The sequence below is a fragment of the Streptomyces sp. NPDC044003 genome (genome assembly GCF_056435185.1).
On sequence record NZ_JBWKFA010000008.1, the window covers coordinates 112,437 to 129,856 of the forward strand.

Genomic DNA, 17,420 nt, shown 5'->3' on the forward strand with positions numbered 1-17,420 from the left:
ACCGACGCCGAGAGGGCCGCGCGGGAGCGGAACCGGTTGCAGGCTGTCGTCCGCTTCGAGGCCGGGGAGAAGAAACCGTCTCCGCCCACCACGCCTGCGTCCGGACCACGTTCGAGAACACCGTCCCGACCACCCCGCCGGTCGGCGATGACATATGGCTGACGCCGCCGGCACCGGCTGCCGCGCTGCTCGACGTCTGCGGACGGGAACGCCGACTGGTGACCCGGACCAGGGAACGCCACACCGCCGTGCGACAGCTCCTGGACGACGGCAGCACGCTGGAGGACATCTGCCGGACACTGCAGCTGGACCGGTCCACCGTGCGCCGCTTCGCCCGCGCCACCAGTGTCGACGAACTGCTGGTCAAAGCGACGAACCGATCCACCATCCTGGACGAGTACAAGCCCTACCTCCACCAGCGGTGGAACGAGGGCTGTCACAGCAGTGCCCAACTCCACCAGGAGATCGTGGCCCTGGGTTTCGCCGGAAGCCTCCAGACCGTCCGCCGCTACCTCCGCCCGTTCAAGGCTGCCACCGTTGCGCCACCCGCGCGCCGCCCGGCTCCACGGCCCCGCCGCATCGTCCGCTGGATCATGACCGATCCCGGAAACCTGACCGTCGATGATGCCGCCGACCTCAAGGAGATCCGGACTGGCTGTCGCGAACTCGACGCCGTCACCCACCACGTCCGCGACTTCGCCGCCATGATGCGTGACCTGCGGGGCGATCAACTGCCCGTCTGGATGGAGCGCGTCCTCGCCGATGACCTGCCCGCCCTGCACTCCCTGATTGCCGGACTGAGCCGCGACATCGACGCCGTTATCGCCGGGCTCTCCACCCCCTGGAGCTCCGGCCAGGCCGAAGGGCAGGTCACAAGGACGAAACTCCTCAAAAGACAAGGGTATGGACGAGCCAACCTCGACTTCCTGCGCAAACGCGTACTCCTCACGCCCTGACCCGCAGGGGCCCGGGAAAGTCATGAAGTAGGCCGTGACCTGAGGTGTCATAACCGCCGTTGCGAGAAGCCCGCTCAGGGCGCCTGCCGCGCCAAAGACCAGGACGCCCGGCTCAGCCGCGGTCGTGGAGGGTCACCTGGTAGCCGTCGGGGTCCGCGAACGTGAAAGTGCGGCCGAACGGCCCGTCGACGGGCGCTGCGACGATCGTCGTGCCGGCGGCGGCGAGGGCGTCGTGGATGTCCTGTGCGTCGGGGGCGTGCAGCCACAGCGCCATCCCTTGGCCCGGCTGCGCGATCGCGTCCAGGTTGACGCCCGCGACGACGTCGCGGACGGCGAACGCGATCGGCTTGGTGTCGAACACGACAGCGTGCGGCGGTCCTGCGTCAGAGCGTTTTAGCCCCAGGTACTGCTCGTAGAAGACGGCAGAGCGCTCCAGGTCGCGCACCTGCAGCGAAATGAAGTCGGGTCCGGTAACGGCCACGATTCTTACCTCCTCATGGATATGTCAGTCTTCTGACATGCCTCAACGTATGTCAGACTACTGACATGAGTCAAGGTGAGCCCGGAATCGAGCTGGACACATCGCTGGGGTACATGCTGAAGGCGGCCGCGAGCGCTCTGCACTCCGCCCTGGAGGCCGTGCTGAGGCCGTTGGGCATGACGATCACCCATTACTCCTGCCTGGAGCTGCTTGCCCAGCGACCGGGTCTGTCCAACTCCGAGCTTGCCCGCGGCACCTTCGTCACCCGGCAGTCGATGAACGTGCTCCTGCAGGCCCTCGAACGCCAGGGACTCGTCGTCCGCCCGGCACAGGCACCCGTCGGCAGGGCCCTGCCCACCGAGCTGACCGCCCGCGGGCGCCACCAGCTCAAGGTGGCCAGCGCCGCGGTTCGCCGCGTCGAGCAAGACATGCTGGCCAATCTGGATGCCAGCGAACAAGACCAGATGCGGCGCCTGCTCACGACGTGCATCGCCTCACTGACCGAACCGCCCGCATCGGCGACGTAACCGCTCCGGAATTTACGACTTTGCCGTGCCCCTGCCCTGATCCGACGCCGTCACAAGATCAGCGCCAGAGCCGAATTACGTGACTGTCCGCAGATGGGGACGGTGTCCTCACCCGGGCGTCACGCGGCTATCACTCGTGGAGGAACTCGAACGCCCAGGCAGGGGGCTCGTCGGTGCCGAGCAGCATCAGTTCGAGCTGAGGCGGGTGGATAGACTTCGGCGAAATTCCCACTGCCAGGTCGGTATCGGGAACACGCATGACGAAGGGCTGCGGCACGGTCGGCACGGGAAGTCCCTCGATCTGCCACATACGCGTGGGGAAATCACTCAGCGGCCCCAGGATCAGCCTCTCGCCGGACTGAGGCTCCTTGTAACTCAGGGAAGCACTAGGGATGATCGTGGCTGGGAACTGGATGGCGCAGCCGTCCTCGGTGCACTCCACGCGAAACTCTTGCCCTCTTTCCGGCACAGCCCCCTTAGCCGCAACGGTCACACCTTGCTCGGTTGCTGTGAGGTACCGCGCCTCGGAGTCGGAGCCGAGGCAGATGATGTGATAGACGCCGTTGCGCAAGGTTCCCATGGGCGACTCCTTCGCCTGGTGATCGCCGCGGCCTCCTGCGGCGACAAGTGGGCCGGACCGCAGATCGGCCGGACCACCGGGCAACGCTGCAGAAGCCCTGAAGATGCGCCACAAGACGGCAAACCACCTGAACGCGGGAAAACCCTCGGGACCACGGGAGTGGATCGACTCATCAAGGAGACAGGCCCTAGATCACCAGCGGCGCGAAACGTCGGCTCAAGAAGTTCCAGTACCGCCCTGACGTCGTCGACGACTGATCGCTGCCACCGGCCTGAGCCTGGACGGCTGACCAACCTCGGGGACTGGTCCGGATTACGCATCCCAGTCCGCATAGTCACCGATCGCCACGTCGTCGCAGAAGGTCTCCCAGAAGCCGTCGCCCGCGAGAGCGGTCCCGTCGATGCCGGAGACGAGCTCGCGCACTTCTTCCGCCACCTCCTCGAACCTCTCCTCGTCGCCCTCCGCATAGAACGGGAAGCGCGCGATCACAGCCGCGATGCATCGGCTGAAGGAGTCGAGGTCGCGGTTCACATGATGGGTCGTCGATGACTCGACATGGGGGATCTGCACCACGTGACCACTGGCCACGTCGATGGCGATACGTCCGAACAGGCCACTCGTCGCGATGGCGACCAGCCCCCGCTCCCCGGTCCCCCCGAGGTACACCGGCTCGCTCAATGGCCGGTACTCGTATCCGATCAACCCCCCTGGAATGCCGGTCTCCCTGAGAGCGACAGCGATCTGGGTGGGCACTTCGGGTGGCGCCTCGAGGGCGATCAGGACGAACTCGGGCTTCGGCAACTGCGGCAGGGGCTGGCTCACCCGCAGATCCTCCCAGTGGACTGCCCGACAGAACCTTGATCACACGGTCAGGCGTGGCCGCCCGTCGGAGGCAGCGTCGAGCCGTGCGATCGCGTGCTCGGGCAGTTCCAGGGTGAAGCCCGCCAGGTTCCCGGCCAGTTGGGCCGTGGTGCGTGGGCCGATGACGACCGAGGTGACTCCCCGTCGCTGCCGTACCCAGGCAAGGGCCACGGCGGTGGGTGTGGCGCCGAGACCGGTGGCGATCTCCGTGACCTCGTCGGCGATCCGCAGGTTGCGTTCGGTGAGCAGGTCTTCGGCCCAGGCGCGGGCCAGTGGTGAGGGAGAGGCGAGCAGCCGGCCCATGCGGGAGTGCGTGTCGGGGGTGGTGTCCCGGGAGTAGCGACCGGTCAGGACGCCGCCGCCCAGGGGGCACCAGACGAGGGTTCCGAGGCCGTGCCGTTCGCACGTCGGCAGTATCTCGGTCTCGATGTCCCTGACCAGCAGGGAGTACTGGGGCTGGAGGCTGATGAACGGCGTTCCGCCGACCCGGGCCGCGGCCCACTGGGCCTCCACGATCTGGGCCGCGCTGAAGTTGGAGCAGCCGATGTGGCGGACCTTGCCGGAGCGCACGAAGCCGTCGAGGGTGGCCATGGTCTCCTCGATGGGCGTGTCGGGGTCCCATTGGTGGCACTGATAGAGGTCGACGAAGTCCGTGCCTAGCCGGCGCAGGCTCGCCTCCAGCGCCCTGGTGAGGTGGACACGGGAGAGTCCGCGGTCGTTGGGTCCGGCTCCCTGCGGGAGGAACGCCTTGGTGGCGAGCACGACGGAGTCGCGGCGGCCTCTGACCGCGCGGCCGACGATCCGCTCGGACTCGCCGCCGGTGTAGGCGTCGGCGGTGTCGATGAAGTTGTGGCCGGCGTCCGTGAAGGCGTCGACGATACGGCGCGCCTCCGTCTCGTCGCAGCTGCCGACGCCCGGGCCGCCGGGCGGGCCGAAGTTCATGGTGCCGAGGCAGGCCCGGGAGACCTTCAGGCCGGAGTCGCCGAGTCGTACGTATTCCACATCCACGCGAGGCGCCTTCCTGCTCGTCCGGCGAGCGGGCGGGGTCAGGTCACTAGAATCGGATCACGTGTTCCGGTTAGGACGATACGGAACAGCTGTTCCGGATGTCAACGAGTCAGAAGAGGAGTGGGACGGCCATGAACGCGGAGGACAGGCCGATGCGGGCGGACGCCCGTCGCAACCGGGCGCGCGTCCTGAGGGCGGCCGAGACCGTTCTGGCGCGGGAGGGGATGGGCGCTTCCATGCGGTCGATCGCGCAGGAGGCCGGGGTGGGCCTCGGCACCATCTACCGGCACTTCCCCACACAGGAAGTCCTGTACGAGGCGATCATCGTCGAGCGCGTGCAGGGGCTGATCGACCACGCGGCGACCCTGCGCGAGGCCGCGGACGCGGGCGCCGCGTTCTTCGGCTTCTTCACGGAGATCGTCGCGAACTCCACCCGGCAGCGCGCCATGGCGGACGTGCTCGCGGAGGCCGGCATCGACATCAAGGCAGGCATGTCGGAGACCGGAAAGGCGATGCGGGAGGCCATCGAGGCACTCCTGACGCGAGCCCAGCGGGCTGGCGCCGTGCGCGAGGACCTGCGCATGCCGGAACTCCTCGCCCTGCTGAGCGCGATCTGCATGGCGGCGGAGCGCAGCGAGTGGGACGGCGAACTGCGCACCCGTGCGCTGGCCGTGGTGTTCGACGGATTCCGCCCACAGCGCTGACACCGGGAGCGGCCACCGCTCCGGCGCGGCACGCGGCCGCGCGCCTCGGGAAAGGCGTGTGCCAGGATGCGTGTACCTGCCCGCCACCGACACGAGGAGCGATCCCGATGAGCACCACCCCCGCCGGCTACCTCTCCGGACTGTTCTCGCTCGAAGGGCGCAACGCCCTGGTCACCGGCGGGAGTTCCGGCATCGGCAAGGCCATCGCCGGGGCCCTGGCCCGGGCGGGGGCGAGCGTGGTGATCCTGGCCCGCAAGGAGACCGAGCTCGTCGCGACCGTCGACGAGCTGACGGCCGACGGCTGCCGGGCGGCCTGGGTGAGCGCCGACCTGAGCACCCGGGAGGGCATCAAGGCGGGGGCGGAGGAGGCTGCGGCCGTCTTCGGGGAGCCGGACATCCTGGTGAACTCGGCCGGCATCAACCTCCGTCCGCCGTTCGGCGAGCTGGGCGAGGAGGTGTGGGACACGACGATGACGATCAACCTGGAGGCGCCGTTCCTCCTCGGGCAGCGCTTCGGCCCCGGCATGGCCGAGCGGGGCTTCGGCCGGATCATCCACATCACCTCGCAGCAGGCGCACCGCGCGTTCGTGCAGAGCGGGGCGTACGGAGTCTCCAAGGGCGCCCTGGAGTCGCTTGCCCGCTCGCAGGCCGAGGCCTGGTCCCCGTACGGCGTCACCGCCAACACCCTGGTCCCCGGCTTCGTGATGACCCCGCTCAACCAGCGCCTCTCCTCCGACCCGGAGAAGGTCGCCGCCCTGGCCGCCCGCACGATGGTCGGCCGCAACGGCCTGGCCGGGGACTTCGCGGGCGCGGCCGTCTTCCTGGCGAGCACCTCCTCGGCGTACGTCACGGGCCAGTCCCTCTTCGTGGACGGCGGGTTCTCGGTCCACTGAGGCCCCGTCCCCGCCCGGGTCAGACGTAGAAGTCCTCCGCGTCCTGCAGGGGAAAGGCGTAGAGGCCGATCATCGCGCCGTGCTTGCCCTCGCCCAGGTAGTAGTCGCCGGTGTGGTGCATACAGAAGAACCGGTTCCGCTCGTCCACGACGTACACCTCTCCGTCCGTGGAGTCCCAGCCGACCGGGAAGAGCCGCACGCCGAGGCTGCGGCTCAGTTCCGCCATGTTCTCGAAGGTGTCGCTCCAGACGGGAACGGGCGTGAAGTCGATGTAGTCGTCCCGCTGGACGTCGTGCATCACCCTGAGCCCGGCGTGCTCGGTGAGGAAGTCGGTCGCGGGTGCGACGGGCTCCAGCGGGAATCCGCTGCTCCGGCTCTCCTCGACGGTCTCCGCCACGAACGCCGCAGCGCGGTCTCCGGCGTTCCGGCCGGGATACCAGCCGTACTCGCCGAACCAGGTGTCGACGTCCGCGGGGACTCCGAAGTGGGGCATGGGAAGCTCCTGAGCTGCTGGGGCGGTGATCCCCATCCTGCCCCTGCGCGGGCGGCGACCCGACAGAGGGCGCGTTCCACCGCGCAGAATCGGCCACACGCGCCCCCGGCAGCCCTACGGTTTTCGGTCATTGTCGGCGGACCCCCTGGCGATGCCCGCGAGGACCACTTGAATGGCCTCACTCGTGTGCGAGGAACAATCGGGGGTGCACATGGATCCACTGACCGCCATCGCTGCCGCGGGCGTCGCGCTCGTCGTCAAGGGTGCTCTTGAGGCCACCGGCCAGGAAGCCGGCCGCAGTGGCTGGAACGGCGGCGCCCGGCTCGTGGAGCGGATCAGGGCGCGGTTCCGCGGGGACACCGAGGCCGAGGCCGCCCTTGAGCGCGTCACGGACGCGCCGGACGACGAGTCCGGGCAGCAGGACCTGGAGCGGATGCTCGCGGCCCACATGCTGCGGGACCGGCAGTTCGAGGACGACCTGCGGCGCCTCGTCGACGAGGCCGTGGCCGCCGGTGGACGCGGCGGTGCGCAGGTCAGCGCCGCCCTGATCAAGAACGCCCAGGTCTTCAACGAGAAGGTCGAGATCAAGGGCGACTGGAACGTCTCCTGACGGTGCGACCGGCGCCGCGCGGCGCCGCCCCGTCATGGCGTCGCGCCCTCGCGACGGCATGACGCCGTCCGTCATGCCGCCATCCCTCCCGGAAGTCCGTGTGCCATGAGTGAGGAAGTCACCGCCCCGTCCGGCGGGACGAAGCCGAGCCCCGAACCCGCCCCGAAGCCCCCCGAGGCCGAGGCGGACGCGAAGGCCCCGCCGGAGCGCGAGCGGCGGGGCGCAGGACCGGAACAGGACGGTCCCGTCAGCGAGTCCGACGCGCTGCGCTCCCTCGCCGAGGGGAGCGGGACCGACGACGCCGAGCGTTCCGAGGCGCAGCGCGCGGGCGCCATCGCGGACCTGATCGCCCAGCGCCTCAGCGCCGACGCCTCCGGCACCCGGATCGGCACCCTGGCGCTCTTCAACGACACCGTCAGCTTCGGCGGCGGCTTCCACACGGACGGCGGGCGGCGGCACCGGGAGCGGCCCGCCGCGGGCGAGGGCTCGGTCCTGCCGCTGGACTCCGCCGAACTGGACGACCACACCACGCGGTTCGTCGAGCCGTCGGCGTACCGCTCCGTGCTCGGCGTGCTGCGCGAGCGGCGGTTCCTCGTCCTGACGGGTCCGTCCGGCAGCGGGCGCGAGGCCACCGCCGTCAACCTGCTCGCCGAGGCGCTCGCCCTGGCGGGCGCCGACGGCGGCGGGATCTGCCACCGGCTCCTCGACGCGTCCGCCCTGCTCACGCCCGGCTGGGAGCCGCCGGTGCCGGACAGCGGATACCTCGCCCACGTCGAGGACGGACCGGCCGGGGCGCGCGGCTTCGACGCGCTCCCCCGGCTGCTGCCCGCCGTGGTGGCGGCCCTGAAGGCCAAGGGCTGCCATCTGGTGCTCACGGGCGGCCAGGACCTCGCCGTCGCCGTCCGCGGTGACGGCGGCACGGAGGTCGCCGCACACGTCCTCGACCCCGTCGACCCCCTCGCCGTCCTCGAACGGCGGGTCCTCGGGCTCGGCGCCGCCCCGGAGGCGCACACCGCGCTGCGGGCCCGGCTCGCCTCGGGCGGAGTCGTCGACACCCTCAAGGAGCTGCCGGCCGCGCGGCACGCCGCACGGCTCGCCGCCGACATCTCCGCGGGGCGGGACGTGGCCGCCGCGGCCGCGGCGCTGCGCGACCCCAGCGACCAGGTGACGGCCTGGTTCGACCGGCACCGGAACCCGGAGGCGGTGGCGTTCGCGCTCGCCGCGGCCGTCCTGGAGGACAGCGGCTACCTGACCGTCGCCGAAGCCGCGGTGAAACTGCGGTCCTCCCTCACCGAACCCGGACTCGCGCCCCCGGACGTACGGTTCAGGGACCGGCTCGGCGACGAGCAGCAGTGGATCAGGCTCGACACCACGGGCGGCGGCGCGCCCCGCGTCCGCTTCCGCAACCCGCTGCTCGGCCAGGTCGTGCTGCTCTACGCGTGGACCGGCCTCGACGGCTGGCGCGAGCCCCTGCTCTCCTGGCTGCGGCAACTCCTCGGCCACACCGACCTGGAGGTCCGCGCGCGGGCCGCGGTCGCCGCCGGAGTGCTCGCCTGGGCCGACCACCACTACGCCGTGCACCGCTACCTCACCACCTGGGCGGCCGGCGAGTCCTGGCCGCTGCGCCAGGCCGCCGCGACCGCCCTCGGCGTGGCCGGCGGCGACGAGGACTCGACCGAGGCCGTCTGGGCGCTGCTGCACGACTGGGCGCGCGGCGGCAGCTCCGCCCGCGCACGCCGACTGGCCGGGACGGCGGCGAACACGGCGGGCGGGATCCTCGGCCGTACCGCGCCCGGGCGGGCCGTGGCCGTGCTGCGCGACGCCCTGGACCGCGACGACGACTGGGGCACCCTGCCGTCCGTCGCCTGGGGCGGAGTACACCTCGTCCACCAGGGGCAGGCCGCAGCGCTGCTCGCCGCGTACCTCGACTGGTCCGCGCCCCGGGACCTCTCCCCCATGGTGGTGAAGTCGCTCTCCGCCTTCGTCTTCGCGACGACCCGGCCGTACGAGCCCGGCGTCGACGGGCCCGTGGACGGGGTCGCGGGGGTGCCCCTGCTGCTCAGCGGACTGCCCGCCCACCGGGCGGCGCTCGCCGAACTGTGGGCCCGGTCCCTGGCCCGCCGGCCCGTGCAGGACACGGCGCTCCTCGCGCTGCGCGACTGGATCGACGTCCACGCCGACCGGGCGGGACCGTCCGCGCTCGACGCGCTCGGCGGCCTCCTCACCGAGATCGCCCGCCGGCCGGGCTCGCACCGCGCACGGCTGCTGTGGTGGCTGGACAAGTGGTCGCACGAGCGCGAACAGCCCTCGCGCAACGCGGCCCTGCTGCACGCACGCCTGTCCCGTACGTCCTGAGCGCACCGACGAGGAGAAAGGAGGAACCCGTGGAGAAGCAGACCTACGACCCGGTGCTGTCCTTCGAGGAGCTGCCCAAGTGGCGGCTGACGAAGCCGGTCCGGCCGCCGGAGCCGGGACGCGCGATCGTCCTGGTGCGGGAGAGCGGCTCGTCGCTGACGATCCGCAGCGGCGAGGAGATCCCGTCGTCGCGCTTCGGCGCCTACAGCGGCATGTTCACGGTCGACCTGACCGAGCACCGGCTGGTCCTGGACATCCCGCTGCTCAGCCGCGACCCCACCTTCTCCTTCCGCAGCCGGGTCGACCTGGTCTGCCGGGTCGCGGACCCGGCGCAGGTGGTGGCCCGCGGCATCCGGGACATGAGCGGCGCGCTCTTCGGCCACCTCCGCAAGACGCTCCGCGAGGTCGCGCGGGAGTACGACATCGCCGAATTCCACCAGGCCGAGCGGGCGTTGAACGGGGCGATGGCCGGGTTCACCGGCGACGACGCGGTACGCCTGCGGAACGTGCAGGTCGAACTCCTCGTCGACGAGGACGAGATCACCACCAGCGGGCGCGAGTTCCGGGACGTCGTACGGGAGACCCGGCTCGCCGGCATGCGGCGCGGACGCCACCTCGACATGATCCGCGAGGAGGGCCTCGACGGTCTGATCGCCGAGATCATGGAGAAGGAGGGGCCCCGGGCCGCGCTCACCTGGATCGAGAAGAACGAGGGCGAGAAGCGCGAGGTGAAGCGCGAGATCATGCGCCTCGTCCTGGAGCGCGGCGACGCCGACCGCGAACCCTTCGAGCAGGCCGAGCTGGAGCGCACCGTCCTGGAGGAGGTGCTGCGCGAGAGCGACGGCCTCTTCGACGGCGCCGCCCGGCGCGGGCGGCTGCGCGGCTCCCTGGCGCGCGCCATCGAACCCGCTCCGGAACCCTCCTACGAGGAGCCCGGGCCCAGGCGGCTGCGGGGCGAGGTGATCCGGGAGGACCGACCGCGGTCCCGGCCCCGGTACGAGCCTCCGTCCCGGACGGCGTCCGGTCCGCCGTCCGGTCCGCCCGAGGACGAGCCGCTACCGGAGGGCCGCGAGATGTACCCCGGGGGCGGCGGGTCTCCGGGGTACACGCCGCCGGCGGCCCGTCCCGCCGAGGCTCCGGCGGATCCCCCGCCGCCCCGGGTCAGCAGGGTGCGGGGCACCACCAAGCGGGACACCCCCGGCCGCGGACACGACAAGGAGCACTGATGGCCGACCACGAGCGCAGGGCCCGGCACGCCGTCTCCTCGCACCCGCACCCGCACGGTGCCGGAAAGCCCCCCGTCGGGCCGCCGCCGCCCCCGGGACCCCCCGGACCACCGCCCCCGGTGGCGCCGCTCGGACCGCCGCCGCCCCCGGCGGGGCCGCCCTCGCCCGGCGCGCCACGACAGCCGTCGGCCTCGGCGGGCGTCGTGGGCCCGTCGGTTCCGGCTCCCCCTCGGGAGGACACCGCTCCACCGGGGCCCTCCCCGGAGCGGCCGGCACTGCTGCCCCAGGCCATCTGGTCGACCGAGGGCACCGCGCGCGGCGTGCAGGCGCTCTCGGTGTGGACCGAGCAGGTCCCCGGTCACGGCGAGGACGCCGAACCCTTCGTCGCCCACCACTGGGGCACCGACCAGGGCCTGCTCGCCGTGTTCGACGGCTCCGGCGGCGCGGGCGCCACCCCCGTCTGGCAGGACGAGGACGGCGTCTCGCACACCGGGGCCTGGGTCGGCGCCCGGATCGCCCGGCTCGCCACGGACTGCTGGTTCCGCGAGGTCGCCCAGGACAACGAACCGCTCGGCCCGGAGAGCCTGCACGAGTACCTGTCGTGGTTCCTGGCCAAGGCCCCGCAGCGGCGCAGCAAGATCGGCGGCACCATGCGCCGCCAGCTGCCCACCACCCTGGCGGCGGTCCACTACCAGGTGCACAAGACCGACTGGAGGGTCGAGCTGCGGCCCCTGTGGGCGGGCGACTCACGCGCGTACGTGCTCACCGCGACGGGCGGGCTGCACGTCCTCACCCGGGACCACACGCGCGAGAGCGACGCCCTGGAGCTGCTGCGCACCGATCCGCCGATGACCAACGTGGTCTGCGCGGACCGCGAGTTCACCGTCGACACGCACGACCTCGCCGCCTTCGAGCTGCCGTGTGTGCTGGTCGCCGCGACCGACGGGTACTTCGGCTATGTCGACACACCCGCCGACTTCGAGCACCTGCTGCTGCGCACCCTCGGGAAGTCGAGCAACGAGTCCGAATGGGCCGACCTGCTGCGCCGCGAGGTGCAGAGGTACACGGGGGACGACGCCTCGCTCGCCCTGGTCGCCCTCGGCCACCCGGACTTCCGGGCGCTGCGCGACGCCTTCGAGCGGCGCTACCGGGAGCTGGACGGACTCCTTCAGCGGGACCGCCCGGCCGTCCTGGACCGCACCCCCGCCCGCCCGGGCGACGCGGGAGCACCGGGCACGGCCCCGGCGGACCCGCGCGAGACCCACGCCCGCATCCGCGCCTGGCAGGACCAGAGCTGGCAGGCGTACCGCAGCGGCTACGAGAGCCATCTGCCGCCCGCATCCGAGGAGCACCGATGAAGAAGGGCGACACGATCGCGGGCTACCGCATCGTCACCGACCCCACCAACGCCAACGGGGGCAAGTGCATCTGGGCCTTCGCGGAGCGGGACGGCCGGCAGTACTTCATCAAGCAGTTCCTGGAGCCGAAGCGCCCCAAGGACGACGCCGCCGACTCCAAGAGCGTACGGATCCGCCGCGAGGTCGCCCGGGAGTTCGAGGAGCGGCACCGCACGATCATGAAGCGGCTGCGCTCGGACCGGCTCGACGGCGGCAACATCGTGCTCGCCATGGACTTCTTCCACGAGGGCAGCACCTACTACAAGGTCACGGAGCGGATCGACACCTCCAGCCTCGACCGGCCGCAGTCGCTGGAACCGAACCAGAAAGCGGTCCTGCTCAAGACACTCGGCGCCAGCCTGAAGATGCTGCACGAGTTCGGGATCGTGCACGGCGACCTCAAGCCGCTGAACGTCCTGATCCAGAAGCGCGAGGGCGCCGCCTTCCACGTCGCCAAGCTGATCGACTTCGACGACTCCTACGAGTCCGGGGCACCGCCGAAGCCGGAGGACATCTCCGGCGACTCGGCGTACGGCGCGCCGGAGTGGCGCCGGTACCTCCAGGAGGACGGGGCGACCGGGCCGAAGGACCTCACCTGCGCCGTCGACATCTTCGCGCTCGGCCTGATGACCCATCTGTACGTGACGGGTGAACTCCCCTCGCACGACGCCCGGTTCGGCTCGCCGTCGGACGCGGTGAACGCCGGGGAGGAACTCCGGCTCGACCCTCGGCTCTCCGACGAACTGCTCGGCCTGCTGCGCCGGATGACGGCCGCCGATCCCCGCGTACGCCCCGGCATCGGCGTCTTCCTGGAGACGCTCGCCGACTCCGGGGTGTGCACGCTCCAGCACCGCAGGCCGGGCACCACCAAGCCGCCGCCCCCGATCCCGGAGCCCGGGGGCACGCGCATGACGAAGAAGGTCAGCCGCGTGAAGTTCGGGAGGGGGAAGGAGCGGCCCGCATCCACGCCGCCGCCCACCGAGGCGACCCCGCCCACCGCGCCGCCACCGGAGCCGACCCCCGCACCACCGCCGGCACCCGCACCCGCACCGGGTGCGTCCCGGGTCCGTATCAACCTCGGTGGCCGCGGCGACGACCGCCGCACCCCCTGACAGAGGAGAAGCCTTCATGACCGACGCCCACGGCCAGTACCAGGGCAATCTGCAGTACGCCGTCGACATCGCCCTCTGCATCGACGCGACCGGCAGCATGTACCCCGTCCTCGACACGGTGAAGTCGAGCGCCCTCCAGTTCCACCAGCGGCTCGACGACGTCATGGCGAAGAAGGGCAAGTCCATCAGCCAGCTGCGGCTGAAGGTCATCGCCTTCCGTGACTTCGGCGACGATCCGTCCAACGCCATCGAGGAGACCGACTTCCTCCAGCTCCCGGCCCAGGCACGGGAGTTCGAGCAGTTCGTCGCCGCGATCGACGCGACGGGCGGCGGCGACATCCCGGAGTCCGGCCTCGAAGCCCTCGCCCTGGCGATCAACTCCCCCTGGGAGACCGGGCTCGACCGGCGCCGCCATGTCATCGTGATGTTCACGGACGCGCCCGCCCACGCCCTCGGCACGGTCGGCGCCGACACCCACACCTACCCCCGGCACATCCCGCGCAGCCTGGACGACCTGTTCGAGCAGTGGGGGTACGCGCGCAGCCAGACCTCGGTGATGGAGCAGTCCGCCAAGCGCCTGGTGCTCTTCGCCCCGGAGGAGGCCCCCTGGTCGGACCCGATCGCCGAGGAGTGGGACCTCACCCTGCACTTCGCCTCCAAGGCGGGCGAGGGGCTGGAGGAGTTCGAGATGGACGAGATCATCGAGACGATCGCGAACAGCCTGTGATCCTGGCCTGGGACGGTTTTCGCGTGGAGTCGACCCCGTCGGGCCTGGAGTTCTCCTGGCCCGGCGGGGGCGTCTTCGAGGTGCAGTCGGCGCACTGCGTCTCGGCCTCGCTGCACCCCTCGGACGATCGGGAGGGCCGGCGGCTGGTCTTCGAGTTCGCCTTCCTGGGCGGGGCGCCGACCGAGTCGGCGCTCGCCCTGCGCGCGGAGGTGCCTCCGGGCCGCCTTGAGGACGCCCAGCGGTTCGTCGACGCGCTCTGGTCCGAGCATTCGATCCCGGACCACCCGGCCTCCGGGACGAAGAGGCACGAGGGACCGGCCCCCGTGGCCGTGGCCGTGGCCGTGGCGAAGGCCACGCCGGCACCCGCGCCCGCTTCGGCACCGACACCGGCTCCGGCTTCGGCTTCGGCTTCGGCTTCGGCACCGACACCGGCTCCGGCTTCGGCCGAGGCGGTCCTGGAGCGGGTGACCGCGGGACGTGACTGGATCGTCAACCCGGTGGGGCAGCGTTCAGAAGAACTGTTCCGGGACGTGATGGCACGCCCCGACATCGGCGACAACTGACACCGGACGACGGACGGCGGAGAGAGGGACGACAGGGGTGGCTGGCTCGGCCAACTGGCGATGCGCGGACTGCGACAGCAACAACGGGGCGGGAGACAAGGCCTGTACGACCTGCGGGTCGACCCGTCGTACGAAGCTGCCGCCGCCCGCCGCACCCCCGCGTCCGGCGGCGAAGCGCCCCTCGCCCAAGCGCACTCCGCCCAAACCGGCCGCCTCGGGTACGTCGTCCTCGGGCAGCACGCCGCCGAGGTCCACGCCCCGGCCGGCCCCCGCCAAGAAGGCCACACCGAAGCCGGCTCCCGCGAAGAAGGCGGCACCCAAGCCGGCCCCGAAGCGGCCGACGCCCCGCCGGACGCCCCCGACCACGCCGACGCCACCGCGTACGGGGTCGACCGGGTCCCGTCCCACGGGCGTCTTCTATCCGCCGCCGGCCACGGGCGGCTACACCCCGAGGTACACCCCGCCCGCGGCGACGCCGCCCCCGCCTCCTCGGCCCATGGCCCCGCGTCCCGTGTACACGCCGCCGAGCCGGCCGTCGAAGCCGAAGGAGAAGGGCTGCGGGACGGGATGTCTGGGCGTGGCCGGTGCCATCCTGCTCGTCGGGTTCCTCGCCAACAGCTGCTCCGGGATGCTCGACTCGCTGAGCCCGGACGACTCCGAGCCGACGACCCGTCCGAGCAGTAAGGCCGCCTCCTGCCCGTCCCGCATCGCGGCCGAGCTCCCGGACGGCGACGGCGCCGAGCTCGTCAAGGCCTTCCGTACGGAGAACAAGCAGATCACGCTCTGCCGCACGGGCTCGGGGAAGCTCTTCTACTTCGGCGAGTTCAGCGACCAGCGGGAGCCGGGCATCGCCATGAAGGCGACGGCGACGAGCGACGGCTACGAGGCGACGAACAGCCCGTACCGCTATGTGATCCGCGGCGGCACGGTGACCGTCTACAAGTCGGGCACCCGGATCGGCCGCGAGGAGCTCACCCCGGAACCGAATCCGAGCTGAGCCCCTCGCGCCCCTCGTCCGTCGTGAAGGCCCCTACTCCGTCGGCTCCAGGCGCAGCGAGATCGAGTTGATGCAGTACCGCTGGTCCGTCGGGGTCGGGTAGCCCTCGCCCTCGAAGACGTGGCCCAGGTGCGAGCCGCAGCGGGCGCAGCGGACCTCGGTGCGGATCATGCCGTGGGAGGTGTCGGCGATCAGTTCGACGGCGGAGCTGTCCTTCGGGTCGAAGAAGGACGGCCAGCCGCAGTGCGACTCGAACTTCTCGTTCGAGGTGAAGAGCTCCGCGCCGCAGGCGCGGCAGGAGTAGACACCCTTGGCCGTGGTGTCCGTGTACTCACCGCGGAAGGCGGGCTCCGTGCCGGCGAGCCGGAGCACCTGGTACTCCGACGGGGTCAGCTGGGCCTGCCACTCCTGGTCCGACTTCTCGACCTCGTACGCCATCGTTCGTCCACTCCCTCAGTTCGACAGGCGGGCGAGGATCTTCGGACCGAGGTCCGTGACGTCACCCGCGCCCATGGTGAGAACGAGGTCGCCGGGGCCTGCCATTCCCGCGATGACCTCGGGGACGGTGTCCATGTCGACGGCACGAACGGCCGTGACGGCGGCGCCGGCCCGCTCGGCCGCGGCGATGATCAGCTCGCTGGTGACACCGGGGATCGGGTCCTCTCGGGCGGGGTAGATGTCGAGGACGACGGAGGCGTCCGCGAGGGCCAGCGCGTCGCCCATCTCCTTGCCCAGCTCCTGGGTGCGGGAGAAGAGGTGCGGCTGGAAGACGACGAGGAGGCGGGAGGCCCCGGCGGCGCCGCGCATGGCCTCCAGGTCGGCGGTCATCTCGGTGGGGTGGTGCGCGTACGAGTCGATGACCTGGACGCCCTTGGCCTCGCCCTTGAGCTGGAGGCGGCGGCCGACGCCGGTGTACGCGGTGAGCGCCTGGGCGAGCTCGGCCGGGTCGATGCCGACGCGGGCGCCGGCGGCGAGGGCCGCGGCGGCGTTGTGGGCGTAGTGGCGGCCGGGGACGGAGACGGTGAAGGTGTGCTCGACGCCGTCGAGGAGGACCGTCACCTCGCTCTTCATCCCGTTCGGGACGATCTTCAGGATGCGGGCGTCGGAGTCGGCGGACTCGCCGACGGTGACGATCTCCAGGCCGTCGCGGTCCGCGACGCGGCGGGCCAGCTCGCGGGCGCCCGCGTGCTCGCCGACGACGAGGGTGCCGCCGGGGCGGATCTTGGCGGTGAAGGCCTCGAAGGACTCGTAGATCTCGTCCATGGAGGCGTAGTTCGCGTGGTGGTCCAGCTCGACGTTGAGGACGATCGCGACCTCGGGGTCGTACTTCTGGAAGCTGCGGTCGCTCTCGTCGGCCTCGGCGACGAAGACCTCGCCGGCGCCGTGCCGGGCGTTCGTGCCGGGGCCCGCCAGGTCACCGCCGATGGCGTACGAGGGGTCGAGGCCGAGCTCGGTGAGGGCGACGGCCAGCATGGAGGTGGTGGTCGTCTTGCCGTGCGTGCCGGCGACGGCGATCGCGCGCAGGCCGTCCATGAGGGAGGCGAGCGCGTCGGAGCGGTGGACGACGGGGATGCCGAGCTCGGCGGCGCGGGCCAGCTCGGGGTTGTCGGCGCGGATGGCGCTGGAGACGACGACGGCGGAGGCGTCGTCGGCGAGGTGCTCCGCGGCGTGCCCGATGTGCACGGTGGCGCCGAGGGCGCGCAGCGACTCGGCGGTCGCGGACTCCTTGGCGTCGCTGCCGGCGACCTTGGCGCCGCGCTGGGCGAGGATCTTCGCGATGCCCGACATTCCGGCACCGCCGATGCCGATGAAGTGCGGCCGTTCCATGGCGGCAGGGATGGCGGGTGCCATGCGGATCTCTCCCCGGGGTGTGTGGTTCTGGAAGCCCCCAGCCTAGTGGCTCACCGCGCCCCTGCCCGGCGGGGCGCAA

At 71.6% G+C, this 17,420-nt stretch carries 19 protein-coding genes; 12 read left to right on the top strand and 7 right to left on the bottom strand.

Annotated features, from left to right (window positions below):
- Positions 1-218 precede the first annotated feature (218 nt).
- A complete protein-coding gene (locus AC07AW_RS28825) occupies positions 219-956 on the top strand; it encodes a transposase (RefSeq protein WP_478818375.1) in 738 nt (245 codons plus the stop codon).
- Between the two features lie 112 nt (positions 957-1,068).
- On the opposite strand, the gene AC07AW_RS28830 is transcribed toward AC07AW_RS28825, so the two are convergent.
- Positions 1,069-1,437 (bottom strand): VOC family protein, encoded by a 369-nt coding sequence (locus tag AC07AW_RS28830; protein ID WP_478818376.1) that lies wholly within the window; start codon positions 1,435-1,437, stop codon positions 1,069-1,071.
- A 65-nt stretch (positions 1,438-1,502) separates the two neighbouring features.
- Here AC07AW_RS28830 and AC07AW_RS28835 point away from each other — a divergent pair, with 65 nt between their 5' ends.
- Complete coding sequence (locus AC07AW_RS28835) at positions 1,503-1,964, top strand: MarR family winged helix-turn-helix transcriptional regulator (protein ID WP_478818377.1); 462 nt, start codon at positions 1,503-1,505, stop codon at positions 1,962-1,964.
- Between the two features lie 130 nt (positions 1,965-2,094).
- On the opposite strand, the gene AC07AW_RS28840 is transcribed toward AC07AW_RS28835, so the two are convergent.
- From AC07AW_RS28840 to AC07AW_RS28850, 3 genes are all read right to left on the bottom strand, one after another.
- Positions 2,095-2,544 carry a hypothetical protein gene (locus tag AC07AW_RS28840; protein ID WP_478818378.1) on the bottom strand — a complete coding sequence of 150 codons (450 nt, stop codon included), beginning with the start codon at positions 2,542-2,544 and terminating at the stop codon, positions 2,095-2,097.
- A 312-nt stretch (positions 2,545-2,856) separates the two neighbouring features.
- Entirely contained in the window at positions 2,857-3,366 is a 510-nt protein-coding gene (locus AC07AW_RS28845; RefSeq protein ID WP_478818379.1) for an SUKH-4 family immunity protein, read from the bottom strand.
- 39 nt (positions 3,367-3,405) lie between these two features.
- Entirely contained in the window at positions 3,406-4,413 is a 1,008-nt protein-coding gene (locus tag AC07AW_RS28850; protein ID WP_478818380.1) for an aldo/keto reductase, read from the bottom strand.
- Between the two features lie 131 nt (positions 4,414-4,544).
- Between AC07AW_RS28850 and AC07AW_RS28855 the strand changes: the two genes are divergently transcribed.
- Positions 4,545-5,117, top strand: coding sequence for a TetR/AcrR family transcriptional regulator (locus AC07AW_RS28855; RefSeq protein WP_478818381.1), 573 nt, complete (start codon positions 4,545-4,547; stop codon positions 5,115-5,117).
- A gap of 107 nt (positions 5,118-5,224) precedes the next feature.
- On the top strand, positions 5,225-6,010 hold the full coding sequence (locus AC07AW_RS28860) for an SDR family NAD(P)-dependent oxidoreductase (protein WP_478818382.1): 786 nt from the start codon (positions 5,225-5,227) through the stop codon (positions 6,008-6,010).
- Positions 6,011-6,029: 19 nt separating this feature from the next.
- On the opposite strand, the gene AC07AW_RS28865 is transcribed toward AC07AW_RS28860, so the two are convergent.
- Positions 6,030-6,503, bottom strand: coding sequence for an SUKH-3 domain-containing protein (locus tag AC07AW_RS28865; RefSeq protein ID WP_478818383.1), 474 nt, complete (start codon positions 6,501-6,503; stop codon positions 6,030-6,032).
- Positions 6,504-6,714: 211 nt separating this feature from the next.
- Here AC07AW_RS28865 and AC07AW_RS28870 point away from each other — a divergent pair, with 211 nt between their 5' ends.
- The 8 genes from AC07AW_RS28870 (at position 6,715) to AC07AW_RS28905 (ending at position 15,490) form a co-directional block, all read left to right on the top strand.
- Entirely contained in the window at positions 6,715-7,113 is a 399-nt protein-coding gene (locus AC07AW_RS28870; RefSeq protein WP_478818384.1) for a hypothetical protein, read from the top strand.
- A 105-nt stretch (positions 7,114-7,218) separates the two neighbouring features.
- Entirely contained in the window at positions 7,219-9,468 is a 2,250-nt protein-coding gene (locus AC07AW_RS28875; protein ID WP_478818385.1) for a hypothetical protein, read from the top strand.
- Positions 9,469-9,497: 29 nt separating this feature from the next.
- Complete coding sequence (locus AC07AW_RS28880) at positions 9,498-10,694, top strand: hypothetical protein (RefSeq protein WP_478818386.1); 1,197 nt, start codon at positions 9,498-9,500, stop codon at positions 10,692-10,694.
- Positions 10,694-12,052, top strand: a complete 1,359-nt coding sequence (locus AC07AW_RS28885) for a PP2C family protein-serine/threonine phosphatase (protein ID WP_478818387.1) — start codon at positions 10,694-10,696, stop codon at positions 12,050-12,052. Before AC07AW_RS28880 ends, AC07AW_RS28885 begins: the two co-directional genes overlap by 1 nt.
- Positions 12,049-13,203, top strand: coding sequence for a protein kinase domain-containing protein (locus AC07AW_RS28890; RefSeq protein ID WP_478818388.1), 1,155 nt, complete (start codon positions 12,049-12,051; stop codon positions 13,201-13,203). Before AC07AW_RS28885 ends, AC07AW_RS28890 begins: the two co-directional genes overlap by 4 nt.
- Positions 13,204-13,219: 16 nt before the next feature.
- Complete coding sequence (locus AC07AW_RS28895) at positions 13,220-13,930, top strand: vWA domain-containing protein (RefSeq protein WP_392157244.1); 711 nt, start codon at positions 13,220-13,222, stop codon at positions 13,928-13,930.
- 23 nt (positions 13,931-13,953) lie between these two features.
- Positions 13,954-14,493, top strand: a complete 540-nt coding sequence (locus AC07AW_RS28900; RefSeq protein ID WP_478818389.1) for a hypothetical protein — start codon at positions 13,954-13,956, stop codon at positions 14,491-14,493.
- Between the two features lie 577 nt (positions 14,494-15,070).
- Complete coding sequence (locus tag AC07AW_RS28905; protein ID WP_478818390.1) at positions 15,071-15,490, top strand: hypothetical protein; 420 nt, start codon at positions 15,071-15,073, stop codon at positions 15,488-15,490.
- Positions 15,491-15,523: 33 nt separating this feature from the next.
- Here the strand turns inward: AC07AW_RS28905 and msrB are convergent, their stop codons facing one another.
- Together msrB and murC are read right to left on the bottom strand one after the other, a co-directional pair.
- On the bottom strand, positions 15,524-15,928 hold the full coding sequence (gene msrB, locus AC07AW_RS28910) for a peptide-methionine (R)-S-oxide reductase MsrB (protein WP_478818391.1): 405 nt from the start codon (positions 15,926-15,928) through the stop codon (positions 15,524-15,526).
- A gap of 15 nt (positions 15,929-15,943) precedes the next feature.
- Complete coding sequence (murC, locus tag AC07AW_RS28915) at positions 15,944-17,341, bottom strand: UDP-N-acetylmuramate--L-alanine ligase (protein WP_478818392.1); 1,398 nt, start codon at positions 17,339-17,341, stop codon at positions 15,944-15,946.
- Positions 17,342-17,420: the final 79 nt, after the last annotated feature.